The 26,853-nt window shown below is 61.0% G+C and carries 22 protein-coding genes; 6 read left to right on the top strand and 16 right to left on the bottom strand.

What is annotated here, in order from left to right:
• Positions 1-75: 75 nt before the first annotated feature.
• The 6 genes from ACM6I5_RS15670 to ACM6I5_RS15645 all read left to right on the top strand — a co-directional run bounded on the left by ACM6I5_RS15670 (position 76) and on the right by ACM6I5_RS15645 (position 8,666).
• On the top strand, positions 76-1,236 hold the full coding sequence (locus ACM6I5_RS15670) for an efflux RND transporter periplasmic adaptor subunit (RefSeq protein ID WP_017340674.1): 1,161 nt from the start codon (positions 76-78) through the stop codon (positions 1,234-1,236).
• The gene (locus tag ACM6I5_RS15665; protein WP_017340675.1) at positions 1,233-4,340 is read left to right on the top strand and encodes a multidrug efflux RND transporter permease subunit; all 3,108 of its coding nucleotides are present in this window, start codon (positions 1,233-1,235) and stop codon (positions 4,338-4,340) included. Before ACM6I5_RS15670 ends, ACM6I5_RS15665 begins: the two co-directional genes overlap by 4 nt.
• Positions 4,341-4,349: 9 nt before the next feature.
• Positions 4,350-5,027, top strand: a complete 678-nt coding sequence (locus ACM6I5_RS15660) for a heavy metal response regulator transcription factor (protein ID WP_007916978.1) — start codon at positions 4,350-4,352, stop codon at positions 5,025-5,027.
• Entirely contained in the window at positions 5,017-6,381 is a 1,365-nt protein-coding gene (locus tag ACM6I5_RS15655; RefSeq protein ID WP_414880542.1) for a heavy metal sensor histidine kinase, read from the top strand. The genes ACM6I5_RS15660 and ACM6I5_RS15655 overlap by 11 nt, the downstream gene beginning before the upstream one ends.
• 275 nt (positions 6,382-6,656) lie before the next feature.
• The gene (locus ACM6I5_RS15650) at positions 6,657-6,881 is read left to right on the top strand and encodes a hypothetical protein (protein ID WP_017340677.1); all 225 of its coding nucleotides are present in this window, start codon (positions 6,657-6,659) and stop codon (positions 6,879-6,881) included.
• A gap of 282 nt (positions 6,882-7,163) precedes the next feature.
• Entirely contained in the window at positions 7,164-8,666 is a 1,503-nt protein-coding gene (locus ACM6I5_RS15645) for a sensor domain-containing diguanylate cyclase (RefSeq protein ID WP_031319111.1), read from the top strand.
• Between the two features lie 113 nt (positions 8,667-8,779).
• Here the strand turns inward: ACM6I5_RS15645 and lpxC are convergent, their stop codons facing one another.
• The 16 genes from lpxC to mraZ form a co-directional block, all read right to left on the bottom strand.
• Positions 8,780-9,691 (bottom strand): UDP-3-O-acyl-N-acetylglucosamine deacetylase, encoded by a 912-nt coding sequence (lpxC, locus tag ACM6I5_RS15640; RefSeq protein ID WP_017340679.1) that lies wholly within the window; start codon positions 9,689-9,691, stop codon positions 8,780-8,782.
• Positions 9,692-9,803: 112 nt separating this feature from the next.
• The gene (ftsZ, locus tag ACM6I5_RS15635; protein ID WP_017340680.1) at positions 9,804-10,997 is read right to left on the bottom strand and encodes a cell division protein FtsZ; all 1,194 of its coding nucleotides are present in this window, start codon (positions 10,995-10,997) and stop codon (positions 9,804-9,806) included.
• Between the two features lie 69 nt (positions 10,998-11,066).
• The gene (gene ftsA, locus ACM6I5_RS15630; RefSeq protein WP_017340681.1) at positions 11,067-12,326 is read right to left on the bottom strand and encodes a cell division protein FtsA; all 1,260 of its coding nucleotides are present in this window, start codon (positions 12,324-12,326) and stop codon (positions 11,067-11,069) included.
• 15 nt (positions 12,327-12,341) lie between these two features.
• Complete coding sequence (locus ACM6I5_RS15625; protein ID WP_414884188.1) at positions 12,342-13,211, bottom strand: cell division protein FtsQ/DivIB; 870 nt, start codon at positions 13,209-13,211, stop codon at positions 12,342-12,344.
• A gap of 4 nt (positions 13,212-13,215) precedes the next feature.
• Positions 13,216-14,172, bottom strand: a complete 957-nt coding sequence (locus ACM6I5_RS15620) for a D-alanine--D-alanine ligase (RefSeq protein WP_017340683.1) — start codon at positions 14,170-14,172, stop codon at positions 13,216-13,218.
• On the bottom strand, positions 14,169-15,629 hold the full coding sequence (gene murC, locus ACM6I5_RS15615; RefSeq protein WP_017340684.1) for a UDP-N-acetylmuramate--L-alanine ligase: 1,461 nt from the start codon (positions 15,627-15,629) through the stop codon (positions 14,169-14,171). Before murC ends, ACM6I5_RS15620 begins: the two co-directional genes overlap by 4 nt.
• On the bottom strand, positions 15,622-16,692 hold the full coding sequence (murG, locus tag ACM6I5_RS15610) for an undecaprenyldiphospho-muramoylpentapeptide beta-N-acetylglucosaminyltransferase (RefSeq protein ID WP_414884187.1): 1,071 nt from the start codon (positions 16,690-16,692) through the stop codon (positions 15,622-15,624). Before murG ends, murC begins: the two co-directional genes overlap by 8 nt.
• Positions 16,682-17,899, bottom strand: coding sequence for a putative lipid II flippase FtsW (gene ftsW, locus ACM6I5_RS15605; RefSeq protein ID WP_017340686.1), 1,218 nt, complete (start codon positions 17,897-17,899; stop codon positions 16,682-16,684). The genes murG and ftsW overlap by 11 nt, the downstream gene beginning before the upstream one ends.
• Positions 17,896-19,242: a UDP-N-acetylmuramoyl-L-alanine--D-glutamate ligase gene (murD, locus tag ACM6I5_RS15600; RefSeq protein ID WP_017340687.1), complete on the bottom strand. Its 1,347-nt coding sequence runs from the start codon at positions 19,240-19,242 to the stop codon at positions 17,896-17,898. The genes ftsW and murD overlap by 4 nt, the downstream gene beginning before the upstream one ends.
• Positions 19,243-19,247: 5 nt before the next feature.
• Positions 19,248-20,330: a phospho-N-acetylmuramoyl-pentapeptide-transferase gene (mraY, locus tag ACM6I5_RS15595; protein ID WP_008037292.1), complete on the bottom strand. Its 1,083-nt coding sequence runs from the start codon at positions 20,328-20,330 to the stop codon at positions 19,248-19,250.
• Positions 20,330-21,697 carry a UDP-N-acetylmuramoyl-tripeptide--D-alanyl-D-alanine ligase gene (locus ACM6I5_RS15590; RefSeq protein WP_414884186.1) on the bottom strand — a complete coding sequence of 456 codons (1,368 nt, stop codon included), beginning with the start codon at positions 21,695-21,697 and terminating at the stop codon, positions 20,330-20,332. Before ACM6I5_RS15590 ends, mraY begins: the two co-directional genes overlap by 1 nt.
• Positions 21,690-23,153 carry a UDP-N-acetylmuramoyl-L-alanyl-D-glutamate--2,6-diaminopimelate ligase gene (locus tag ACM6I5_RS15585; protein WP_017340689.1) on the bottom strand — a complete coding sequence of 488 codons (1,464 nt, stop codon included), beginning with the start codon at positions 23,151-23,153 and terminating at the stop codon, positions 21,690-21,692. Before ACM6I5_RS15585 ends, ACM6I5_RS15590 begins: the two co-directional genes overlap by 8 nt.
• Positions 23,153-24,892 carry a peptidoglycan D,D-transpeptidase FtsI family protein gene (locus ACM6I5_RS15580; RefSeq protein ID WP_193393040.1) on the bottom strand — a complete coding sequence of 580 codons (1,740 nt, stop codon included), beginning with the start codon at positions 24,890-24,892 and terminating at the stop codon, positions 23,153-23,155. The genes ACM6I5_RS15585 and ACM6I5_RS15580 overlap by 1 nt, the downstream gene beginning before the upstream one ends.
• A complete protein-coding gene (ftsL, locus tag ACM6I5_RS15575; RefSeq protein WP_017340691.1) occupies positions 24,892-25,185 on the bottom strand; it encodes a cell division protein FtsL in 294 nt (97 codons plus the stop codon). The genes ACM6I5_RS15580 and ftsL overlap by 1 nt, the downstream gene beginning before the upstream one ends.
• A complete protein-coding gene (gene rsmH / locus ACM6I5_RS15570; protein WP_017340692.1) occupies positions 25,182-26,129 on the bottom strand; it encodes a 16S rRNA (cytosine(1402)-N(4))-methyltransferase RsmH in 948 nt (315 codons plus the stop codon). Before rsmH ends, ftsL begins: the two co-directional genes overlap by 4 nt.
• The gene (gene mraZ, locus ACM6I5_RS15565; RefSeq protein WP_008025967.1) at positions 26,126-26,581 is read right to left on the bottom strand and encodes a division/cell wall cluster transcriptional repressor MraZ; all 456 of its coding nucleotides are present in this window, start codon (positions 26,579-26,581) and stop codon (positions 26,126-26,128) included. The genes rsmH and mraZ overlap by 4 nt, the downstream gene beginning before the upstream one ends.
• Positions 26,582-26,853: the final 272 nt, after the last annotated feature.

Here is a 26,853-nt window from a genome sequence, read left to right as displayed (position 1 = left end):
CCGGCGAACAGGTTTATAAAGGGAGGTATAACCCTGACCAGACTCCGTCCCCCCCAGCCCCGGCGCCCCACTCGCATGCGAATTCAGAAAAAACCCGCCTTGATCGCCGCTCTTCTGATTGTCCTGGCAGCGTTGGGCGTGTGGTATGCCACCAAACCTGTGACAGCCAAACTCGCTGCGCCCACGGCGATCCCGGTTAGGGTGGTGAACGTCGCCGAAAAAGACGTCCCTCGCTACGTCAGCGGCATCGGCTCGGTGTTGTCTTTGCACAGCGTGGTAGTGCGCCCGCAGATCGACGGCATCCTCACTAAAATCCTGGTCAAGGAAGGTCAGTTGGTGAAGAAGGGGGACCTGCTGGCCACCATCGACGACCGCTCGATCCGCGCCAGCCTCGACCAGGCCCGCGCACAACTCGGCGAAAGCCAGGCGCAGTTGCAAGTGGCGCTGGTGAACCTCAAACGCTACAAACTGCTTAGCGTCGACGATGGCGTCTCAAAGCAGACCTACGACCAGCAACAAGCGCTGGTCAATCAGCTCAAGGCCACCGCCCAAGGCAATCAGGCTTCGATTGATGCCGCGCAAGTGCAGCTTTCCTACACGCAGATTCGCTCCCCGGTCAGCGGTCGAGTCGGTATTCGCACGGTGGATGAAGGCAACTTCCTGCGCATGACCGACACCCAGGGCTTGTTCACGGTGACCCAGATCGACCCGATCGCCGTGGAGTTTTCCCTGCCGCAGCAAATGCTGCCGACTCTGCAAGGCCTGATCAACGATCCGGAGCACGCTCAAGTGAAGGCCTACATCGGTGCCGACACCGACGGCGAAACCGGCAACCTGCTGGGCGAGGGTCACCTGACCCTGATCGACAACCAGATCAGCGCCAACACCGGGACCATCCGCGCCAAGGCCGAATTCAACAACCCCGGGCAGAAACTCTGGCCGGGCCTGCTGGTGACGGTAAAGATTCAGACAGCATTGGATAAAGATGCCCTGGTGGTGCCGCCCACCGTCGTACAACGCGGGCTCGATCAACACTTCGTGTACCGGGTCAAGGGTGACAAGGTTGAAACCGTCCAGGTTCAGATGGTCTATCAAGGCAGCGGCCAGGACATCATCAAAGGTGTGAAACCGGGCGACGTGCTGGTCAGCGACGGCCAATCGCGGCTCAAACCCGGCTCGACCGTGCAGGTCCTGACCGAGCCACCGCAAGTGGTCCAGTCGGAGTCGAGGCCATGAAGGGCCACGGCTCGGTTTCGGCGTGGTGCATCGATCATCCGGTGGCGACGATCCTGCTGACGTTTGCCCTGGTGTTGCTGGGTGTCATCGCCTTCCCACGCCTGCCGATTGCACCGCTGCCGGAAGCCGAATTCCCGACCATCCAGGTCGCCGCGCAACTCCCCGGCGCCAGCCCGGAAACCATGGCGTCGTCGGTGGCCACGCCGCTTGAAGTGCAATTCAGCGCCATCCCCGGCGTGACCCAGATGACCTCGAGCAGCGCCCTCGGCTCGACCAACCTGACCCTGCAGTTCACCCTCGATAAAAGCATCGACACCGCCGCCCAGGAAGTTCAGGCCGCCATCAATACCGCCGCCGGCAAACTGCCCAAGGACATGCCGAACCTGCCGACGTGGCGCAAGGTCAACCCGGCCGATAGCCCGGTGCTGATTCTCAGCATCAACTCAACCTTGATGCCCGGCACCGAACTCAGCGATCTGGTGGAAACCCTGCTGTCCCGTCAGATCAGTCAGATCGACGGCGTAGGACAGATCAACATCACCGGTCAGCAACGTCCGGCGATTCGCGTGCAGGCCTCGGCGGACAAACTCGCGGCCATCGGCCTGACCCTGGCGGACATTCGCCTGGCGATCCAGAACACCAGCCTCAACCTGGCCAAAGGTGCTTTGTACGGTGAGTCGAGCATTTCCACGCTGTCCACCAACGACCAGTTGTTCCATCCCGAGGAATACAGCCAGCTCATCGTTTCCTACAAGGACGGTGCCCCGGTTCACCTCAAGGATGTTGCCACTGTCGTCAACGGTTCGGAAAATGCCTACGTGCAAGCCTGGGCCGGCGACAAGCCCGGGGTGAACCTGGTGATTTCCCGGCAGCCGGGCGCCAACATCGTTGAGACCGTGGACCGCATCCAGGCTGCCCTGCCCGGCCTCGAAGCGATGTTGCCGGCCTCGGTGCAAGTCAAGGTGCTGGTCGACCGAACCCAGACCATCCGCGCCTCGTTGCATGAAGTGGAGATCACCCTGCTGATCGCGATCATGCTGGTGGTGGCGGTGATGGCGCTGTTCCTGCGCCAATGGTCGGCGACGCTGATCGTGTCGGCGGTACTGGGTGTTTCGCTGGTCGCCAGTTTCGCCCTGATGTACATCATGGGTTTCAGCCTGAACAACCTGACGCTGGTAGCGATCGTGGTGGCCGTGGGGTTCGTGGTCGACGATGCGATTGTGGTGGTGGAAAACATTCACCGACACCTGGAGGCCGGCGATGGCATGCGCGAAGCGGCGATCAAGGGCGCCGGCGAGATTGGCTTCACCGTGGTCTCGATCAGTTTTTCGCTGGTGGCGGCGTTCATTCCGTTGCTGTTCATGGGCGGCGTGGTCGGGCGACTGTTCAAGGAATTCGCCCTGACGGCCACGTCTACGATCATGATTTCAGTGGTGGTGTCGCTGACCCTGGCGCCGACGCTTGCGGCGCTGTTCATGCGCGCCCCGGTGCATCACGCCCACAGCAAACCCACGTTCGGCGAACGGTTGCTGGCGTGGTACGAAAAAGGCCTGCGCCGCGCCCTCGCCCATCAGAAATTGATGATCGGTGTGTTCGGGTTGTCTCTCGGTCTTGCCATTGCCGGCTACATCTTCATTCCGAAAGGTTTCTTCCCGGTCCAGGACACCGGGTTTGTCCTCGGCACCACAGAAGCGGCCGCCGACATTTCCTACCCTGACATGGTGAAAAAACACCTGGCGATGGCGGAAATCGTCGCGGCCGATCCGGCGGTCGCGGCGTTTTCCCACTCGGTTGGCGTTTCGGGCAGCAACCAGACCATCGCCAACGGCCGCTTCTGGATTTCCCTGAAAAAACGCGGTGACCGCGACGTCTCGGCCAGCCAGTTCATCGACCGGATTCGCCCGCAACTGATGAAAGTGCCCGGCATCGTGCTCTATCTGCGCGCTGGCCAGGACATCAACCTGAGCTCCGGCCCGAGCCGCGCACAGTACCAATACGTGCTCAAGAGCAACGACGGCGCGACGCTCAGCACCTGGACCCAGCGCCTGACGGAAAAACTGCGCACCAACCCGGCGTTCCGCGACATTTCCAACGACCTGCAACTGGGCGGCAGCATCACGCACATCAGCATCGACCGCAGCGCCGCCTCGCGTTTCGGCCTGACCGCCAGTGATGTCGACGAAGCGCTGTACGACGCGTTCGGTCAGCGGCAGATCAACGAATTCCAGACCCAGATCAACCAGTACAACGTGATTCTGGAGCTGGACACCCAGCAACGCGGCAAGGCCGAAAGCCTCAACTATTTCTACCTGCGCTCGCCCCTGAGCGGGGAAATGGTGCCGCTGTCGGCGCTGGCGAAATTCGATGCACCGACCGTGGGTCCGTTGTCCATCGCCCATGACGGCATGTTCCCGGCCGCCAACCTGTCGTTCAACCTGGCGCCCGGGGTGGCGTTGGGCGATGCGGTGATCATGCTCAATCAGGCCAAGGCTGAAATCGGCATGCCGGCGGCCATGAGCGGCAACTTTCAGGGCGCGGCCCAGGCGTTCCAGAGTTCACTGGCCAGCCAGCCATGGCTGATTCTGGCGGCGCTGGTGGCGGTGTACATCATTCTTGGCGTGCTCTATGAGAGCTTCGTGCATCCGCTGACTATCATCTCGACGCTGCCCTCGGCGGGGCTCGGGGCGGTGATCATGCTGTGGATTTGCGGCCAGGACTTTTCGATCATGGCGCTGATCGGGTTGGTGCTGCTGATCGGCATCGTGAAGAAAAACGGCATCCTGATGATCGACTTCGCCCTCGAAGCCCAGCGTAAAGGTGGCCTGCCACCGGAAGAAGCGATCTACCAGGCCTGTATCACCCGATTCCGGCCAATCATCATGACCACCCTCGCCGCCCTGCTCGGCGCGCTGCCGCTGATGCTCGGCTATGGCACCGGCGCCGAACTGCGCCAGCCATTGGGGATCGCGGTGGTCGGCGGCTTGCTGGTGAGCCAGGCGCTGACGCTGTTTACCACTCCAGTCATATACTTGTGGCTTGAGCGGCTATTCCATCGGCCCAAACCAGCGCCAGCAACGATGCCGGCGTTGGCGACCACAGACTGAGGCGGGGTCATGCGCGTTCTGATTATCGAAGACGAGGAAAAAACCGCGGACTATCTGCACCGCGGCCTGACGGAACAAGGTTACACCGTGGACCTGGCGCGGGACGGCGTCGAAGGCCTGCACCTGGCGCTGGAAAGCGACTACGCGGTGATCGTCCTCGACGTCATGCTGCCGGGCCTCGACGGCTTCGGCGTGCTACGCGCGTTGCGTGCGCGCAAGCAAACCCCGGTGATCATGCTCACCGCCCGCGAGCGTGTCGAAGACCGGATCAAAGGCCTGCGCGATGGCGCCGACGATTACCTCGGCAAACCGTTTTCCTTCCTTGAACTGGTGGCACGCCTGCAAGCCCTGACCCGTCGCAGCGGCGGCCATGAACCGGTGCAAGTGAGCATCGCCGACCTGTGGATCGATCTGATCAGCCGCAAGGCGACCCGCGCCGGTACGCGACTGGACCTGACCGCCAAGGAGTTCTCGCTGCTCAGCGTGCTGGCCCGCCGACAAGGGGAAATCCTCTCGAAAACGGCGATTGCGGAAATGGTCTGGGACATCAATTTCGACAGCGACGCCAACGTCGTCGAAGTCGCGATCAAACGCCTGCGCGCCAAGCTCGACGGGCCGTTCGACGAAAAACTGCTGCACACGATCCGCGGCATGGGTTATGTGCTGGAGAGCCGTGGTGTCCAGTAATTCGATTGCGCTGCGTCTGAGCGGGATGTTTACGCTGGTAGCGCTTCTGGTGTTTCTGTTGATCGGCTGGGCGCTTTATCAACAGGTCGACAAGGGCCTGGGCCTGCTGCCCGAAGCCGAGCTGGACGCGCGTTACAGCGTGCTCGAATCCACCGTCGGCCGTTACGGTACGCCGGAGCATTGGGTGAAGATCAACAACAAGCTCAAGCTGTTGGGTGAAGAAGACAAACGCATCAGTTTCTGGATCATCAGCGGCGATCCGCACTACGAATACGGCAACCTGACGCCGCAGATCCGCGACTTCGCCGATGGGCCGCTGGGCATGCGGGATCTGCAGTTGCCGGATCAGCCTTATCCGCTGAAAGTGCTGGTCAGCCAGTTTCCGGCCAAGGATCAACGACCGCCATTGCGCTTCATGATCGGCATCGACACAGAGACGTTTTTCCAGACCCAGCATCATCTGCTGGTTGCCCTGATCAGCCTCGCGATTGTCGGTGTGCTGTTGGCCTCGGCACTCGGTTATTGGGTGGCACGGATCGGTCTGAAACCGTTGATCAAGCTGTCCCAGGAAGCCCAGCGACTGGCGCCGCCGTTGCGTTCCGGGCGCTTGCGCCTGTCGTCGCTGCCACCGGAACTGAATCAGTTCGTCAACTCGTTCAACTCCACGCTGGAGCGGGTCGAACAGGCCTACTCGCGGCTTGAGTCGTTCAATGCCGATGTCGCCCACGAATTGCGCTCGCCGCTGACCAACCTGATCGGCCAGACCCAAGTGGCGCTGACGCGCGGGCGCTCGGCCGAACACTACTTCGAAGTGCTGCAATCGAACCTCGAAGAGCTGGAGCGGCTGCGCTCGATCATCAACGACATGCTGTTCCTCGCCAGTGCCGATCAGGGCAGCAAGGCGACCAAACTGACATCCACCTCACTGGCCGATGAAGTGGCGACGACGCTGGAGTATCTGGATTTCATTCTTGAAGATGCGCAGGTCCAGGTGCAGGTCAGTGGCGATGCGCAGGTGCGGATCGAGATTGCGCATCTGCGGCGGGCGCTGATCAATTTGCTCAGCAACGCAGTGCAACACACCGAGCCCGGCCAGGTGATTCAGGTACGCATCGAGGTCGAGGAGCATCAGGTCAGCATCGGCGTCGCCAACCCCGGTTCGCCGATTGCCAGCGAGCATTTGCCGCGGTTGTTCGAGCGCTTTTATCGGGTCGATGCGTCGCGCAGCAACAGTGGCAACAACCACGGTCTGGGGCTGGCAATCGTCAAGGCGATTGCGCTGATGCATGGTGGCGATGTGTTTGTGCACAGTGACCACGGCATGAATACCTTCGGCATCCATTTGCCGGTCTGAATCACCTTGCTCCCTGTGGCGAGCGAGCTTGCTCGCGCGGGGCTGCGAAGCAACCCCAATCGGTCGCTTGGTTTTTCTGACAAACCGAGGCGCCTGGGTGCGACTGCTACGCAGCTGAGCGCGAGCAAGCTCCCTCGCCACAAAAGCCGTCGCCCAAGCAGGCACTGTTGCCTTAATCGCAACAGTCCTTTCATGAATCCGCTCTTTTTCCCCTCTCCAAAGCGCCTTATCTTTGCCGCACCAAACAGCACTTGCCAAGCAAGAAGGTTTTAAAGATGTCCAACACCATGGGTATTGCCAGCGCGTTCGTTTTGTCCTCTTTGTTCCTCTCCCCGTTCGCCATCGCTGAAGAGTCGCAGACCTTCGTCGCGCACAATGCAGCACGCGCTGCGGCGTTCGAAGCGTATCAGAACGAAATGACGGCCAAGGCTCCGGACGCTGCGCGAACCCCTCAATCCTCTTCTTCTCAGGCCCAGCCACAGGTCGAGAAAGATAGCTGAACGCAAACTATCGCTCTATTTTCCCTCGACACTTTCATCGGCTCTTCCCGTTGAACAGTTGTCTTCAAAGCCGCTGCTGTCAGCGGCTTTTTTTTGTTGCCGCTTCATTGATCATTACATCCATTGCAACGATGCGGATCAGTGTTCAGCCAGTCGACATCAGGACACCGATGAATACCTGCTGATCGTCGACTACCCGCTCAATGTCTTCTAAGCTTGGGTAAGTAAAGGCCAGCGCGTTTTGCTGGTCTTTTTTTTGCTCCTCAAGCAGACATCTTCCCCATGCCCGCGAGCCGCCCCAGACACGTTTCAGGCAAGACCGGTCGCCCCGAGCTCATGGTGATCCTCGGCAGCACCCTGACCGTTATCGCGATCATCAGCATCGTCACTTTCCTGTTGATCCGAGAACACGCCAACGCGCAACAGGCCGCCACTCGCAGCGCCACCACGATTGCGCAACTGATCGACGCCGACGTGCTGCGCACGGTCGAACTCTACGACCTGACCCTGCAAGGCCTGATTGCCGCTTCGCAGCGCGACGACTTGAAACAGGTTTCGGCGCAGATCCGCCATCTGGTGCTGTTCGACCGCTCTACCACGGCGCGCTTCAAGGGCGACATTCTGCTGCTGGACAAGCAGGGCGAGGTGATTGCGGACTCCTCGCTGATCGAGCCCAAGCCCGGCAACTTTGCCGATCGCGATTATTTCCTCGCACATGCTTTCAACCGCGACACCGGCATGTTCATCAGCCGACCGTTCCAATCCCGCTGCGATTGCGAGGACAGCGACGAATGGCGAATCAGCTTCAGCCGCCGCATCTCATCGGCTACGGGTGAGTTCCTCGGGGTTGCCGTCGCTTCGATGCGCCTGGGTTACTTCGATCAGTTGTTCAACAGCCTGAACATCGGCGCCGGCAGCGCGCTGTCCATCATCAACGACGACGGTATATTGCTGGCGCAGAAGCCTCATCTGGTCAATGACTCGATCGGCAAAAACTTCGCCAATCGCCCCAATGTCCAGCGCATCCTGCGCGAACGCAACGGCAGCTTTGACAGCGTGTCGAGCGTCGACCGTGAGCAACGCCTGTATACCTTTTCCAGGGTCGGCAACCTGCCATTGACGGTGATCGTCGCGCTCTCGGGGAACGACGTGTTTGCCGCCTGGAAGCGCACGGCGATTGTGATCAGCGGTGCGACCGGCGTGCTGTGCATCGGCCTGCTTTGGCTGACCTGGCTGCTGTGCCGGGAGCTGCGACTGCGCCACCACGCCGAGCAGGAACTGGCACAGCTGGCCGCCACTGATGACCTGACCGGCGTAGCCAACCGCCGAACGCTGGATCAGACACTGCGTCATGAGTGGTTTCGCGCCCAACGGTCGGGTAAACCGCTGTCGGTGTTGATGATCGACGCCGACCACTTCAAGGCCTTCAACGATCAACATGGCCATCAGGCGGGCGACGATGCGCTACGCGCACTGGCCAAAGTGATCGCCGAGAACGTACGGCGACCGGCGGATCTGGTCGCCCGGTACGGAGGGGAAGAGTTTTCGGTCATCCTGGCGGAAACGGACAGTGCGGGCGCACAACAGATTGCCGAACACATCCGCGTTGCCGTGGAGCAACTGCCGTTTGTGGCGGGTATTGAATCGCCGATTACTGTCAGTATTGGCATCAGCACCTGGACCACGACCACCGACACCAGCCTCGAGCAGTTGCTGTTTGCGGCGGACAAGGCGCTGTATCAGGCGAAGGAAAGCGGGAGGAATCGGGTGGTGGCTACGCAGTGAGATCGTCGGTGTGGCGGTCCGCGATAGGGCCAGAACGAACACCGCATCACTTTCCGGCAGACATAAAAAAAGGCCACCCGAAGGCAGCCTTTAAAAACTAGAGAGGTTTTTACTTACACCGCCGCAACCGGACGCATGTAAGAGATCGGTGCAGTGCTGGCGTCTTCGAAAGTCACGACTTCCCAAGCATCTGTCTGCTCAATCAACTTGCGCAGCAGCTGGTTGTTCAATGCATGTCCGGACTTGAAGCCCTTGAACTCACCAATCAGGCTATTGCCCAGCAGGTAGAGGTCACCAATTGCATCGAGGATCTTGTGCTTCACGAATTCGTCTTCATAGCGAAGGCCGTCTTCGTTCAGTACGCCATCCGCGTCGACCACAATAGCGTTTTCAACGCTGCCGCCGAGTGCGAGGTTGTGCTTGCGCAGGTACTCGATGTCACTCATGAAACCAAAGGTACGGGCGCGGCTGACTTCTTTTACGAACGAAGTGCTGGAAAAATCCACGCTTGCACTTTGTGTGCGGTTACGGAAAACCGGGTGATCGAAATCGATCTCGAAACTCACCTTGAAGCCTTCGAAAGGGACGAAAGTGGCGCGCTTGTCGCCATCTTCCACTGTCACTTCCCGCAGGATCCGGATGAACTTCTTCGGTGCGTCCTGTTCTTCCAGGCCGGCCGATTGAATCAGGAATACGAAAGGTCCAGCGCTGCCATCCATGATCGGGACTTCGGACGCGGAGAGCTCGACGTAGGCGTTATCGATGCCCAGGCCAGCCATGGCCGAGAGCAAGTGCTCCACCGTATCCACTTTGGTGTCACCACTGACCAGCGTGGTCGACATCGTGGTTTCACCAACGTTTTCCGCGCGGGCAGGAATCTGCACCACAGGGTCGAGATCGGCACGACAAAACACAATGCCGGTGTCGATAGGTGCGGGCTTGAGGGTCAGGTATACCTTCTCCCCGGAGTGCAGGCCTACACCTGTGGCACGGATAATATTTTTCAGTGTGCGTTGTTTAATCATGGCTTGGGCCGCTTCAGCGCAAATTGCGAACTGGTATCAACAAAGGCTGGCGATAATAGCAGACCAGACCTTTGCTGAACACCAATCACCTTCATAGCCCTGATACATTCCATTAATCGGCCTGACGACGCAGGAAAGCCGGGATGTCCAGGTAGTCCAGATCATCTTGCGGATTCATCTTCGCAGCAGTCGCAGCACCGGCCTGAGCCTGGTTGCGCATGACGGTCGGACGGTCCAGGTCACGGTAGTTTACCGCTGGCGCTTCCTGACGAGCGGGAGCCGATTGTTGCGGCTGAGACGCCATGGAGGTGTGAACGGTGTTGTCGATGACCTTCACAGGCTTCTCGATTTTCGCGCCCAGACCGGTGGCAACTACAGTCACGTGCAACTCGTCGCGCATGTCCGGATCGATAACGGTACCGACCTTGACCATGGCGTGCTCGGAAGCGAAGGCTTCGATGATGCTACCCACGTCGGAGTACTCACCCAGGGACAGGTCAGGACCGGCGGTGATGTTCACCAGGATGCCGCGTGCACCTTGCAGGTTCACGTCTTCGAGCAACGGGTTGCGAATGGCCGCTTCGGTGGCCTCGCGTGCACGGTTCGGACCGCTGGCGCAGCCAGTGCCCATCATCGCCATGCCCATTTCGCTCATCACGGTACGCACGTCGGCAAAGTCGACGTTGATCATGCCCGGACGCTTGATGATGTCGGAGATACCGCGAACGGCACCGGCCAGTACATCGTCAGCCTTGGCGAAAGCCGACAGCAGGCTGGCGTCCTTACCAAGGATGGTCAGCAGCTTCTCGTTGGGAATGGTGATCAACGAGTCGACGCTTTCGGACAGCAGACGAATACCTTCGTCGGCGATCTGCATGCGCTTGCGACCTTCGAACGGGAATGGACGGGTCACCACCGCAACGGTGAGGATCCCCATTTCCTTGGCCACTTCAGCAATGATCGGCGCAGCACCGGTACCGGTACCGCCGCCCATGCCGGTGGTGATGAACACCATGTTGGTGCCCTGCAGGACTTCGGCAATGCGCTCACGGTCTTCGAGAGCGGCCTGACGACCTACTTCAGGATTGGCGCCAGCGCCGAGACCTTTGGTCACGCCGGTGCCCAGTTGCAGGATGGTCCGCGCGCCAATGCTCTTGAGCGCCTGGGCATCAGTGTTGGCGCAGATGAATTCAACGCCTTCAATGTTGCTCTTGACCATGTGATTGACAGCGTTGCCGCCGCCTCCGCCAACACCGATAACCTTAATGACCGGGCTTGCGGGGATGTTGTCTACGAGTTCGAACATTTTCCCTCTCCTTTGATTCTCTAGTTTTTTCGCCTACTGCCTGTATCTACAACGGTGCTGCGGTAATTCTTAGAAGTTGCCTTGCACCCAGCTCTTGATGCGATCGATCAAGGCGGCTTTCGGCTCTTCATTGCTGTAGCTGTCGCGGCTGCTGATGCCCGAGAACGAAATCCCGTCGGACTGCTTTTGCAGGCCGTACATCAACAGGCCAACGCCGGTGGAATAAATCGGGTTGCGCACCACGTCATCCAGACCCTTGACGCCATGGGGCACGCCCAGGCGGACCGGCATGTGGAAGATTTCTTCGGCCAGTTCGACCGCGCCTTCCATCTTCGACGTACCACCGGTCAGCACGATGCCGGCCGGGATCAGGTCTTCGTAGCCGCTGCGACGCAGTTCGGCCTGGATCAGCGTGAACAGCTCGTCGTAACGCGGCTCGACCACTTCGGCCAGGGCCTGGCGCGACAACTCGCGCGGTGGACGGTCGCCGACGCTTGGCACCTTGATGGTTTCACCGGCGCCGGCCAGTTTGGCCAGGGCGCAGGCGTAGCGAATCTTGATTTCTTCGGCGTACTGGGTCGGAGTGCGCAACGCCATGGCGATGTCGTTCGTCACCTGATCGCCCGCAATCGGGATCACCGCGGTGTGACGGATCGCGCCTTCGGTGAAGATCGCGATGTCGGTGGTGCCGCCGCCGATGTCCACCAGGCACACGCCCAGCTCTTTCTCGTCGTCGGTCAATACCGAGTAGGCCGAGGCCAGCTGCTCGAGAATGATGTCGTCGATTTCCAGACCACAGCGACGCACGCATTTCTCGATGTTCTGTGCCGCGTTGACGGCGCAGGTGACCACGTGGACCTTGGCTTCCAGACGTACGCCGGACATGCCCAGGGGCTCACGAACGCCTTCCTGGTTATCGATCACGTAATCCTGCGGCAGGGTGTGCAGCACGCGCTGGTCAGCCGGGATCGCCACGGCCTGGGCCGCGTCGAGGACGCGTTCAAGGTCGGCGGAGCTGACTTCGCGATCACGAATCGCGACGATGCCGTGGGAGTTCAGGCTGCGGATGTGATTGCCCGCCACACCGACGAACGCCGAGTGGATCCGGCAACCGGCCATCAGCTGCGCTTCTTCGATCGCGCGCTGAATCGACTGGACGGTGGACTCGATGTTCACCACCACGCCTTTCTTCAGGCCGCGGGACGGATGAGTGCCGATCCCGACGATTTCCAGCGTGCCGTCGTCCGAGACCTCGCCTACCAGCGCCACCACCTTGGAGGTGCCGATATCGAGACCGACGATCATTTTGCCGCTTTGCACGTTTGCCATGGGTCCTGCCTCTTCTTAATTCTTCGCGACAGCGGGTTGGGCTGTCGTGGGCGCTACAGGTTCCCGCCAGCCAACAGCAAGGCCGTTGGCGTAGCGCAGATCGATGCGCGCAATGTTCGTAATCTGTTCTTTAAGCGTCTTGTCGTAGATGGCAATGAAACGGCGCATCTTTTCCACCTGGTTGCCGCGGCCCAGCAGCAGTTCGATCCCCGGGCCTGCACTGCCGGCGCCGGTGGTCAGGAACCAGCTGCCCCGCTCACGCAACTCCAGGCGTGCAATCGAGAAACCCAACGGCCTGAGCATCTGGCTCAGCACCTGGTATTGCTGCATCACTTGCTGCTGAGCCCGTTGTGGGCCGAACAGCTGTGGCAAATGTTCGTAGTTCGCCAGTTCACGCGGGGTGAACGCCTGACCCTGGTTGTTCAACAGCGATTCGTCGCCCCAGCGGGCCACCGGCAGTTGTTCTTCCAGGCGGATCACCACTTGATCCGGCCATACCCGACGCACTTCGGCGTGGGCAATCCAGGGCATCTGTTCCAGCTCGGTGCGCATGCTCGCCAGGTCGATGGTGAAGAAGCTCGACGCCACGTAAGGGGCGATCCGCTGCTGCACCGCTTGCTGGCTGATGTAGCTCAGGTCGCCCTGCACCGCGACCTTGGAGATCGGCCGGTCGGCGTACGGCAGCAACCGCTGTGCGCCTTCGTAAGTACCGAACCCCACCGCCACTAACATCACCGGCCAGAACAAGGCTTTGAGAAAACCAAAATTGGCTTTCGGCAGGCGCGCGGACATCGGCTCTTTGGCCACCATTCGGCTGGCACCCCGCGGCACCGGCTTGCGGCCGGGTACTGGTGGGGGCTGATGTCTCAACTGTGCGCCTTGCATGGTCTTACCCTCGCGCCTCGATGCTGGCTGCCAGAATCGCCAGAACCAGCTGCTGGAAATCCAGACCGGCAGCACGGGCCGCCATCGGCACCAGACTGTGATCGGTCATGCCCGGTGCGGTATTGACTTCGAGGAACCAGAACTGCCCGTCGGCGTCCTGCATCACGTCTGCCCTGCCCCAACCGGCGATACCCAGCGCCTCACAGGCTTTCGCCGTGAGGTCCATCAATTCTTTTTCCTTGGTGCTGTCCAGGCCACACGGAATCCGGTACTGGGTATCGGAAGCCACGTACTTGGCGTCGTAGTCGTAGAAGCTGTGCGTCGTGCCCAGGGCAATGGGTGGCAACACCTGGTCACGCAGGGTGGCGATGGTGAACTCCGGACCTTGAATCCATTGCTCGACCAACACTTGCGAATCGTAGGTACTGGCCGCTTTCCACGCGTCGATCAACTCGGACGCGGAGGTCACTTTGGCCATCCCGATACTTGAACCTTCATGGGCCGGTTTGACGATCAAAGGGAAGCCCAGTTCCGTCGCCGCCGAAATACAATCGGCCTCGGAACTCAATACCGCGTGGCGTGGCGTCGGAATGCCGAGGCTGTGCCAGACCTGTTTGGTGCGCAGCTTGTCCATGGCCAATGCCGAAGCCAGAATGCCGCTGCCGGTGTACGGAATGCCCAGGCACTCCAGCAGGCCTTGCATGCTGCCGTCTTCACCGCCACGACCGTGGAGAATGATGAAGGCGCGGTCGATTTTTTCGTTGAGCAAACGCTGCAACAGGTCATCGCCCACGTCGAGACCGAACGCGTCCACGCCGGCGCTTTGCAGCGCGTCGAGAACCGCGTTACCCGACTTCAGGGATACCTCACGCTCGGCACTCTTGCCGCCGAACAGCACGGCGACGCGGCCGAAATCTTTCGGCGCGATCGTGGAGACGAGGTTGGCGTAAGCAGCAGTCATTTCAACTTCCCCACGCTTGGCGCGGCAACGGCGCCAGCGAACAACGGACTGTTCAACAGTTTCGGTGCAAGACCGCCAATATCACCGGCGCCCTGGCACAGCAGGATGTCGCCGGCACGCAGCAGCGGCTTGACCACCGGCGCGAGGTCGACACCGCGCTCGATGTAGATCGGGTCGAGCTGGCCGCGCTGACGGATGCTGTTGCACAGCTTGCGGCTGTCGGCGCCCGGGATCGGCTCTTCACCGGCCGGATACACTTCCATCAGCAACAGGACGTTGGCGTCGGCCAGTACATTGACGAAATCGTCGTAGAGGTCGCGGGTGCGGCTGTAACGGTGCGGCTGGTAAACCATCACCAGGCGGCGCTCCGGCCAGCCACCGCGCACGGCCTTGATCACAGCGGCCACTTCAGTCGGGTGGTGCCCGTAGTCGTCGACCAGCATTACGCTGCCGTCTTCGACCGGCAGTTCGCCGTAGACCTGGAAGCGTCGGCCAACACCCTGGAAGCCGGACAGGCCCTGGACGATGGCTTCATCGCTGACGCCTTCGTCAGTGGCGATGCAGATGGTGGCCAGTGCGTTCAGCACGTTGTGGTTGCCCGGCATGTTCACCGAGACATCCAGCGGCTCGCGGTCAGGACGCAATACGGTGAAGAAAGTCTGCATGCCCTGCTGACGCACATTGATTGCGCGCACGTCGCAGTCATCGCCGAAGCCGTAAGTGACGGCCGGACGTTTGACCTGCGGCAGAATTTCACGCACCACCGGGTCGTCCAGGCACACCACCGCCAGACCGTAGAACGGCAGGTTGTGCAGGAACTCGACGAAGGTTTTCTTCAGTTTGTTGAAGTCACCGTCGTAGGTCGCCATGTGGTCGGCGTCGATGTTGGTGACCACGGCCACCAGCGGCTGCAAGTGCAGGAAACTGGCGTCGCTTTCATCGGCTTCGGCGATCAGGTAGCGGCTGGTGCCGAGCTGGGCGTTGGTGCCCGCGGCATTCAGGCGACCACCGATGACGAAGGTCGGGTCCAGGCCACCGGCGGCGAACACCGAAGCGATCAGGCTGGTGGTGGTGGTTTTGCCGTGCGTACCGGCAACGGCGATGCCGTGGCGATAGCGCATCAACTCGGCCAGCATCTCGGCGCGTGGCACCACCGGGATGCGGCGTTCCAGCGCGGTGGCGACTTCCGGGTTGGAGGTGTTCACGGCACTCGACACCACCAGCACATCGGCGGCGGAAGCGTTTTCAGCGCGGTGGCCAATGAAAATCTGCGCGCCAAAGGATTCCAGGCGTTCGGTCACCGGGGAAGCTTTCAGGTCCGAACCGGACACGTCATAGCCCAGGTTCAGCAACACTTCGGCGATCCCGCACATGCCCACTCCGCCGATACCGACGAAGTGGATGCGACGGATGCGGCGCATTTCCGGTTGCGGCATGGCTTTCTGATTCTCAACCATGGGCCACCTCCAGGCAGGTATCGACCACGTTACGGGTCGCATCGGGTTTGGCCAGGCGGCGTGCCGCAGTGGCCATGTCGGTGAGTCGTTGTGGTTGCATCAGGACCTCTGTCAGGCGTGCGGCAAGATCCGCAGCGCCAGTCGTTCTTTGCGGCATCAGGAAGGCAGCGCCTTCACGGGCCAAATAATCGGCGTTGCGGGTCTGGTGATCGTCGATCGCGTGGGGCAAGGGCACCAGCATCGAGGGCAGACCGGCGGCGGCCAGTTCACTGATGGTCAGCGCGCCTGCTCGGCACACCACCAGGTCGGCCCAGCCATAGGCGTGGGCCATGTCTTTGATGAAAGGCTGCACTTGCGCCTCGACGCCAGCCGCGCGATAGCGCTCTGCAGTCACTTCATCGTGGTTTTTGCCGGCCTGATGGAACACTTCCGGGCGCAGGTCGGGGGCGACGAGCGATAGGGCTTCAGGCAGCAACTTGTTCAACGGTTCTGCGCCCAGGCTTCCGCCCAGGATCAGCAAACGCGCCTTGCGACCGGCCAGGGCGGGTCGCGGTGTGTCGAGGAACAGCTCGGTGCGCACCGGATTACCGGTGGTCCGTCGGCTGTCCGACAGGGTAAAGGTGTCGGGGAACGCTTCACAGACTCGGGCGGCCAACGGCACCAGCAACCGATTGGCGGTACCTGCCACCGCGTTCTGTTCGTGAACGATCACCGGCACACCAGCCAGTTTGGCTGCAACACCGCCAGGACCGGTCACATAACCACCAAAGCCGACCACGCACACCGGGCGCAGCTGGCGAATGATCGCCCGCGCCTGCCAGACGGACTTGAGCAACATCAACGGCGCCTTGAGCAGGGACAATTTGCCCTTGCCGCGCAGACCGCTGGCATTGATCCGATGCAGCTCGATGCCGGCCATGGGCACCAGATCGTTCTCGATGCCACGCGGCGTCCCGAGCCAATGCACGGTGTAGCCGCGGGCCTGGAATTCGCGAGCGCAGGCCAGCGCCGGGAACACGTGGCCACCGGTGCCGCCCGCCATGATCAGAACGTTAGCGCCCATGGGTCGACTCCTCGGCGAAGTCGCTCTCATGAAACTCCATCTCTTCGCTGCCCAGATGGGTTCGACTTTCCCACTCGATGCGCAGCAACAAGCCGAGACAGGCACAGCAGATCACCAACGAACTGCCGCCATAACTGAGGAACGGCAAGGTCAGGCCCTTGGTCGGCAGCAGGCCGACGTTCACCCCGATGTTGATCAGGAACTGACCAATCCACAGGAACGACAGGCCATACGCGATGTAAGCGGCAAAGAATTGCTTGGCCTTCTCGGCCCAATACCCGATGTACATGCCGCGAATACAAACGAAGACGAATAGCGCGACCGTGCACAAAGAACCTACGGCACCCAGTTCTTCGGCCAGGACCGAAAACACGAAGTCGGTGTGGGCTTCCGGCAGGTAGAACTGTTTCTGCACGCTGTTGCCCAGGCCCACGCCCAGCCATTCGCCACGACCAAACGCGATCAATGCCTGCGATAACTGATAACCGGCACCGAACTGGTCAGCCCACGGATCGGCAAAGTTGGTCAGGCGCGCCATTCGATACGGCTGTACCTGAATCAGCAGCACCACCGCCGCGACCGCCAGAACCACCATCAAGGAAAAACGGAACAGCCCGACCCCGCCGAGGAACAGCATCGCCGCCGCAGCGCCCATCATCACGACGGTGGCACCGAAGTCCGGCTCCATCAGCAACAGCCCCGCCATCGGCAGCAGCACGATGAACGGCTTGAAGAAACCCATCCAGCTTTCACGCACTTCTTTCTGGCGACGCACCAGATAACCGGCGAGGTAGATCACCACGAATACCTTGGCGATCTCGGAAGGCTGAACGTTGAAGAAACTGAAACCGATCCAGCGCATCGACCCGTTCACTTCACGGCCGATACCCGGAATGATCACCATCACCAGCAAACCGAACGCACCAATCAGCATCAGCCAGCCCAGGCGCTGCCAGGTGGCGATCGGAATCATCATGGTGACGATGCAGGCACCCAGGCCCAGCACCACGTAGATCAGGTGGCGAATCATGTAGTACAAGGCACTGCCCGACTGCACGGCCGCCACTTCGGTCGAGGCCGATGCAATCATCACCAGACCGAGGCCGAGCAAGGCCAGGCAACCGGCGAGCATCGGGAAGTCGAGATCGATGCCGCGCCCGGTAATGAGCGGCGAAGGATACGGCTTGATGATGTTGAGCAGGCTCATGCCAGATCCTCCACGGCGCGGACGAACTGGTGACCACGGTCTTCGTAATTCTTGAACATGTCGAAACTGGCGCAGGCCGGCGACAACAGCACCACGTCGCCCGGTTGTGCTACGGCCCGGCATTGCTCCACCGCATCGACCAGCGAACCGACGCGGATCAGCGGCACGGCGTCGCCAATGGCCTCGCCGATCTTGTCGGAGTCGCGGCCCATCAGGATCACGGCGCGGCAGTTGGCCGCCACCGGATCACGCAGATCATTGAACTCGGCGCCCTTGCCGTCGCCACCGGCGATCAGCACGACCTTGCCATCGATGTCCGCGCCCAGGCCTTCGATGGCAGCCAGTGCGGCGCCAACGTTGGTGGCCTTGGAATCGTTGTAATAGCCCACGCCATCGAGGTCACGAACCCACTGGCAGCGATGCTCAAGCCCGGCGAACGTGCGCAGGCTCGACAGCATGGCGTCGAACGGCAGCCCGACCGCGTGGCCAAGGGCCAAGGCCGCCAGGGCATTGGACTGGTTGTGGGCACCGCGAATTTTCAACTCGCGCACCGGCATCAGGTTCTGGAATTCGAAGGCCAGGTACTTCTCGCCGTGCTCTTCCCGGATACCAAAGGCCTTGAAATCAGGCTTGCCCAAACCGAAGGTCCAGCAAGGCTGGCCTTCGCCAATCAATGGGCGGGTCAGCGCGTCCTGGCGATTGACCACAAATTGTTTGGCGCCGCGGAAGATCCGGTGCTTGGCCAGGTGATAGGCCGGCAGACCGCTGTAGCGGTCCATGTGGTCTTCGCTGATGTTGAGCACGGTCGCCACTTCGGCGTTGAGTTGGTCAGTGGTTTCGAGCTGGAAGCTCGACAACTCCATCACGTACAGCTCGACGTCATCGCGAAGCAGGTCCAGCGCCGGGGTGCCAAGATTGCCTCCGACGGCGACACGCTTACCCGCCGCAGCAGCCATCTCGCCCACCAGGGTGGTGACGGTGCTTTTCGCGTTGGAACCGCTGATGGCGACAATCGGCGCCTTCGCATTACGCGCGAACAGCTCGATGTCACCGGACAGTTTCACGCCACGGGCAGCAGCGGCCTGCAGGGCCGGGGTCGCCAGCGCCAGGCCGGGGCTCACGTAGAGTTCGTCGGCACGGCACAGGAATTCGACGTCCAGCTCGCCACAACGCACTTCCACGTGCGGATAGTCACGCTTGAGCGTGGCCAGTTCCGGTGGATTTTCCCGCGTATCGGCGACAGCAAACGACGTGCCCCGGTTCGCCAGGAAGCGAACCAGGGACATGCCGCTCTTGCCGAGGCCGACAACGATGCGGAAGTGGTCAGAAGCGATCAGAGACACTCGTTCTACCTCAGCTTCAGGGTGGCAAGGCCGACCAGTACGAGAATCACGGTGATGATCCAGAAACGGACGATCACGCGTGGCTCGGGCCAGCCCTTGAGTTCAAAGTGGTGGTGAATCGGCGCCATGCGGAACACGCGGCGACCGGTCAACTTGAAGGATGCGACCTGGATGACCACCGACAGGGTTTCCATCACGAACACACCGCCCATGATGAACAGGACGATTTCCTGGCGGACGATCACCGCGATGGTGCCCAGGGCTGCGCCCAGCGCCAGTGCGCCGACGTCGCCCATGAAGACTTGTGCCGGATAGGTGTTGAACCAGAGGAAGCCAAGGCCCGCACCGATCAGCGCACCGCAGAACACGATCAACTCACCGGCGCCCGGTACGTACGGGATCAGCAGGTATTCAGCGAATTTCACGTTACCCGACAGGTAGCAGAAAATGCCCAGGCCACCGCCGACCATCACGGTCGGCATGATCGCCAGGCCATCGAGGCCGTCGGTCAGGTTGACCGCGTTGCTCGAGCCGACGATCACGAAATAGGTCAGGACGATGAAGCCGGCGCCCAGCGGAATGCTGTAGTCCTTGAGCATCGGCAGGATCAGGGTGGTTTCGACCGGCGTCGCAGCGGTCATATAAAGGAAGATCGCCGCGCCCAGGCCGAACACCGACTGCCAGAAGTATTTCCAGCGGCTTGGCAAGCCTTTGGAGTTCTTCTCGATCACCTTGCGATAGTCATCAACCCAGCCGATGGCACCGAACAGCAACGTGACCAGCAACACGGTCCACACATAGCGGTTGCTCAGGTCAGCCCAGAGCAAGGTGCTCACCCCGATCGACGACAGGATCAGTGCGCCACCCATGGTCGGCGTGCCGGATTTAGACAGGTGCGATTGTGGACCGTCGTTACGAACGGACTGACCGATCTGGCGGTTCTGCAACGTGCGGATCATCCACGGGCCGTAGCACAGCGACAGGACCAGCGCGGTCAGCACACCGAGAATCCCGCGCAGGGTCAGGTACTGGAAGACCGCGAAGCCTTTGTAGAACTGTTGCAGGTACTCCGCTAACAGCAGCAGCATCAATGTTTCTCCAGGCTGGACCCGCACAAAGCGGCGACGATGTTTTCCATCGCAGCGCTGCGCGAGCCCTTGATCAAAATGGTGGTGTTTGTGTCTTGCTCGGCGCCGAGGGCCTTGATCAGTTCAGCTTGGGTACTGAAGTGAAAAGCCTGCTCGCCGAAAGCCTTCACGGCGTGGGTCATCATGGGCCCGACCGCGTAAAGTGCGGAAACCTTGCCACGGGCGTACTCGCCCACGTCGCGGTGCCCCTGCTCCGCCCAGTCGCCCAACTCGCCGATATCCCCGAGCACCAGAACGGTGCGACCGGAAAAGCCGGCGAGTATATCAACGGCAGCGCACATGGAGGTGGGGTTCGCGTTGTAGGTGTCATCGATCACGCGCATGCCATTGGTGGCCAGTTGCGCAACGGTGCGGCCCTTGACCGGCTGCACGGCGCCAAGGCCGGTGGCGATACCGAACAGCGACACGCCCAGGGCATGCGCAGCAGCGGCGGCGGCCATGGCATTGGCAACGTTATGGGTGCCGAGCAGGTTCAGTTGAACGCGCTCCACACCGTCAGGACTGTGCAGGTTGAACGCCGGGCAACCGCGAGCGTCGCGGTCCAGGTCGCTGGCGTAGAAGTCGGCGCTGACGTTGCTCAGGGCGAAGGTCAGGACTTTGCGACCGGCGGCGCGGGTCTTCCAGATCTCGAAGGCCTTGTCGTCAAGATTGAGCACCGCGACGCCATCGGCCGCCAGTCCTTCAATAATCTCGCCCTTGGCTTCAACGATTTTTTCCGGCCCGCCGAACTCGCCGACGTGGGCGGTTCCGGCATTGTTGAGCACGGCCACATGGGGTTTGGTCATGCCGACGGTGTAGGCGATTTCACCAAGACGCGAAGCACCCAGTTCGATCACGGCCGCAGTATGTTCCGGCGCGAGTTCGAGCAAGGTCAGCGGCACGCCGAGGTCGTTGTTCAGGTTGCCGCGGGTCGCCAGCACCGGACCGCGCGTGCGCAGTATGCTCGCGAGCATTTCCTTGACCGTGGTCTTGCCGCTGGAGCCCGTGATGGCGGCAACCGGATGGGTAAACGCCGCACGATTCATCGCGCCCAATTGACCCAGCGCCTGACGGGTGTCCTTGACCAGCAATTGCGGCAGCGCGCTGTCGGCGACTTCGCGCTCGACCAGGGCACCGACGGCGCCTTTGCTGGCAACGTCGTTCAGATAATCATGACCGTCGAAGCGCGGACCGGTCAGGGCAATGAACAGCTGACCCGGTTTGATCGCACGGCTGTCGATGCTGACACCCTCGAACGTGGCATCGGCGAGGATCAATCGGCCATTCAGTGCGCGGGTCAGTTCGCTCAGTTTCAGGGGTTTAAGCATGGGCCACCTCCCACGCGGTCAACGCGTGATCCGCTTCGACCAGATCAGAGAAGTCGTGGCGCTGACCGTTGATTTCCTGATAGTCCTCGTGACCTTTACCGGCCAAGACAATCACGTCATCCACCGAGGCGCTGGCGATCAACTGGGCAATCGCCTGACCACGACCGGCGACGAAAGTAACTTTGTCCACATCGGTGAATCCGGCGCGGATGTCATCGAAAATCACGGCCGGATCTTCGGTGCGCGGATTGTCATCGGTCACCAGCACGCCATCGGCCAGACGCTCGACCACTTCGGCCATCAGCGGACGCTTGCCGCGATCGCGATCACCGCCGCAACCGAACAGGCACAACAAGCGGCCTTTGGCGTGCGGGCGCAGGGCCATCAATACTTTTTCCAGCGCATCCGGGGTGTGGGCGTAATCGACCACCACCAACGGCTGAGTACCGCCGCCCAGACGCTGCATGCGTCCGGCAGGGCCTTCGAGTTTTGGCAGGACCTTGAGAATTTCGTCCAGCGCATAGTCCAGACCGAGCAAGGCGCCGACCGCAGCCAAGACGTTGCTCAGGTTGAAGCGACCGAGCAAGGTGCTGCGCAGATGGTGCTCGCCTTGCGGTGTAACCAAGGTCGCGCGCACGCCTTCGTCGTCGAACTGTGCTTCGCGGCAATACAGGTAAGCGCTGCTGTCGAGCAGGCTGTAGGTGATCAAGCGCGATTCGCGTTTTTCGGCAGCCAGTTGCCGACCGAAATCGTCGTCGAGGTTAACCACCCGGCATTTCAGATCGTTCCAGGCAAACAACCTGGCCTTGGCTTCGCCGTAGGCTTCCATGGTGCCGTGGTAATCCAGATGATCGCGGGACAGGTTGGTCATCACCGCCACATCAAACGCCAACGCGGTGACACGCCCCTGATCCAGACCGTGGGACGACACTTCCATGGCCACGGCTTTGGCACCGGCCTTTTTCAGGTCAGCCAGGGTTGCCTGCACCGCGATCGGGTTCGGTGTGGTGTGCAGGCCGCTTTCCAGCGCGCCGTAGAAACCCGAGCCCAATGTGCCGACGATGCCGCAGTGTTGACCGAGCAGGTCCAGCGCTTGCGCCACCAACTGGGTCACGCTGGTTTTGCCGTTGGTGCCGGTCACGCCGACCAGGTTCAGGTGGCGGCTCGGGTCACCGTAAAAACGCCCGGCGATGTCCGACAGCTGCGCCGCGAGGCCTTTCACTGGGATCATCGGCACATCGGTGATCGGCAATACAGTTGCGCCTTCGACTTCATAAGCCACGGCCGCCGCACCACGCTGCAAGGCGTCGGTGATGTGCGCGCGACCGTCGAACTTGCCGCCGGGGACGGCAAGAAACAGGTCGCCTGCCCGTACGTTGCGGCTGTCCAGTGCCAATTCACGGATCAACAGATCGCGGCCGGCGTGGGCGAAAATCTTGTTCAGACTCAGAGACATCAGCCGCGCCCTCCATTGGCTTTCAGCGGAACGACCGGTGTTGCGTTGGCCTGTTGAACCGGTGGCAGGTTGTCCGGCGTGATGTTCATCAGGCGCAACGTCCCGGACATCACTTTGCTGAACACCGGCGCCGATACCAGGCCCCCGAAGTAACCGGCCTTGGTCGGTTCATCGATCACCACCACGATGGCGTAACGCGGATCGCTCATCGGGCCGAAGCCGGCGAACAACGAGCGGTAGGAATTCTCGGCGTAGCCTTTGGTGCCGACCGACGTTTTACGTGCGGTACCGGACTTGCCACCCACGTGATACGCCGGCACCTGCGCACGGAATACACCGCGCGGGGCCTCGATCACTTGTTGCAGCATGGTCTGCATGGTTTTCGCGACCGCTTCCGGCAACACTTGCGTGGTTTGCGGCGCCTTGTCGGTCTTGATCAGCGTCAGTGGCGCGAGGCGACCGTTGTTGGCCAGGGCCGAGAAGGCATGGACCAACTGGATCGCAGTCACGGAAATACCGTAGCCGTAGGACAGCGTCGCGGTTTCAGCCTTGCGCCATTCGCGGTAGTTCGGCAGGTTGCCCACGCGCTCGCCCGGGAAGCCGAGGCCCGTGTCCTGGCCGAGGCCGACTTTCTGCGCCAGACGGAAAATGGTTTCGCCGCCGATATCGAATGCGACCTTACTCATGCCGACGTTACTGGAGTTGATCAGAATGCCGGTCAGGTCGAGCACCGGACCTTCACTCTTGGAGACGTCCTTGATGGTGTACTTGCCAATCTGCAAGGTGCCCGGATACACCTCGACGGTGTCGGTCGGTTTCCAGCGGCCGGTTTCGATCGCAGCGCTCATGGAAATCGCTTTCATGGTCGAACCCGGTTCGAACACGTCGATCATCGCGCGGTTACGCATCATCGCCGGTTGCAGGTTGCGACGGTTGTTCGGGTTATAGGTCGGCTGGTTGACCATGGCGAGGATCTCGCCAGTCTTCACGTCCATGATCACCAGGCTGCCGGCCTTGGCGCCGTTCTCGATGATCGCGTTGCGCAGTTCGCGGTTGGCCAGGTATTGCAGACGCAGGTCAATGGACAACGCCAAGGGCTTGCCGGCCTTGGCGTTTTTGGTCACCTGAACATCTTTGATAAGTCGCCCGCGCCGGTCCTTGATGACCTGTCGCTTGCCGGGGACCCCGGCGAGCCATTCGTCATAAGCCAGTTCGACACCTTCACGACCGTGGTCATCGATGTCGGTAAAGCCCACCATGTGCGCGGTCACTTCGCCAGCCGGGTAGAAACGGCGGAATTCTTCAATGCCGTAGACGCCCGGTACTTTCAGGTCGAGCACGGACTGGCCTTGCTCAGGCGTCAGCCCGCGCACCAGATAAATGAATTCTTTGTTGGCCTGGGCTTCGAGACGTTCGGCCAGGGCTTTCGGATCCTGACCCAACGCGGCGGCCAGTGCGGGCCACTTCTCTTTGGCCAGCTGCATTTCCTTGGCGTTGGCCCACAGGGTGGTGACCGGGGTACTGACGGCCAATGGCTCGCCGTTACGGTCGGTAATCAGACCACGGTGAGCCGGAATCGGGATGTGACGAACGCTGCGCGCGTCGCCCTGACCTTTCAGGAAGGCACGGTCGACCACTTGCAGGTCAATGATGCGCCAGCAAATCGCCGCGACCATGACGCCGAGCAAACCCACCACCAGGCGAAAACGCCATGGGAACATTGCGCCTTCGAGTTTCATCATGGCGCCACCATCTGCACGTCAGCCGCGCCGGGGATGTGCATCTTCAGTTGCTCGGTGGCCAGGACTTCGATGCGGCTGTGGGCGGTCCAGGTGCTCTGCTCGAGAATCAGCCGCCCCCATTCCGCCTGCGCCTTGTCGCGCACGCTCAACTCGCTGTACAGCGAGTTCAACAGCTGACGGTTCCAGTGGGCGCTGTATGACACGCCGATGGCCGACACAAGCACGCCCACGAACAGCAGCAGCATGAAAAAGCTTCCGCCGGGCAGTGGCTTGGCGAAAAGCTTGCTCACCGCAGCTTCTCCGCGACGCGCATGACGGCGCTACGGGAACGTGGGTTGGCTTTGAGTTCGGCCTCGGAGGCGGACTGCGCTTTGCCATGGACTTTGATTTTCGGTTCGAAAGCGACGTGACGCACCGGCAGATTGCGCGGCAGGTTGTCGGCTTCGCCTTTCACCAGCTTGCGCATGAACAGTTTGACGATGCGGTCTTCCAGCGAATGGAAGCTGATGACGACCAGACGACCGCCGATTTCCAGGCATTCCAGCGCGGCTTCGAGGCCGGCTTCCAGATCGCCCAGTTCATTGTTGACGTGGATACGCAGGCCCTGAAACGCACGGGTCGCCGGGTTCTTGCCCTTTTCCCACGCCGGGTTGGCGACTTTCAGGACTTCAGCCAGGTCGCCGGTGCGCTCGAACGGCTTGATGTCGCGACGCTCAGCCACGGCACGCGCCATGCGGCCGGAGAAACGTTCTTCGCCGTATTCCTTGAACACCCGGGCGATTTCTTCCACCGGCGCGGTGTTGACGAACTCGGCGGCGCTGATCCCGCGGGACGGGTCCATACGCATGTCCAGCGGACCATCGTTGAGGAAACTGAAGCCGCGCTCAGGGTCGTCGAGCTGTGGCGAGGACACGCCCAGGTCAAGCAAAACGCCGCTGACCTTGCCGGCAAGACCGCGCTCGACCACTTCCGAACCGAGCTCGGCAAAGCTGCGCTGCACAACGACAAAGCGGCCGTCTTCGGCCGCTAGCGCTTGCCCGGTGGCAATCGCTTGAGGATCTTTATCAAATCCGAGCACTCGACCATCGGGACCCAGCTTGCTGAGGATCAACCGACTGTGTCCGCCGCGCCCGAACGTGCCGTCCAGATAGCAGCCATCAGGACGTACGGCGAGAGCCTCGACGGCTTCGTCAAGCAGTACGGTGATGTGGTTAAAGCCGCTATCAATAGTCACAGGATCAAATCACGCAGTTCATCAGGCATGGCGCCCGGTTGTTGAATAGCAGCCAGGTCAGCGGCAGAAACCGCATCCCAGGCATCCTCGTCCCACAATTGGAACTTGTTCAGTTGGCCTACCAGCATCGCGCGCTTGTCCAATCGGGCATATTCACGAAGACGCGGCGGAACCAGAAAACGACCACTGCCATCGAGCTCGAGGTCGACGGCATTACCAATCAGTAAACGTTGCAGGCGGCGGTTCTCTTCGCGAAGCGAAGGCAGTGCGCGCAGTTTGGTTTCAATAATTTCCCACTCATCGAGGGGGTAAACACACAAACACGGATCAACGGCATCAATTGTGACGATTAGCTGCCCGGAACTACGCGAAACGAGCTCGTCACGGTACCGGCTCGGCATGGCGAGACGGCCCTTTGCGTCGAGACTGATAGCGTTAGCTCCGCGAAACACGTCAGCGTTTCTCCAAATATTAGCGTTTTGCGTTCAAAAAACCCACTTCATGCCACTTTCCGCCACTTGCGCACACTATAGGAATGCGGCCACCGCACCGTCAAGGCGCGGATTAAAGGAAAACCCTTACAGAACTGAGATTTAGGAGCGTATTAGGAGGGGTAACGAGAATCTGGCGGATGAATTTGCCCAATAACTTGAATCAGCACTGGAGGCTGCACTCAGAAGTTAAAGTAGTTTGTTAAGAGTAAGATTTTTTCGGTATTACAAAA

This window comes from Pseudomonas sp. IT-P171 (assembly GCF_949767765.1).
Lineage (GTDB): Bacteria > Pseudomonadota > Gammaproteobacteria > Pseudomonadales > Pseudomonadaceae > Aquipseudomonas > Aquipseudomonas fluorescens_B.
Note: the sequence above shows the minus strand (reverse complement) of the source record. Positions and strands in the feature narration are given on the sequence as shown.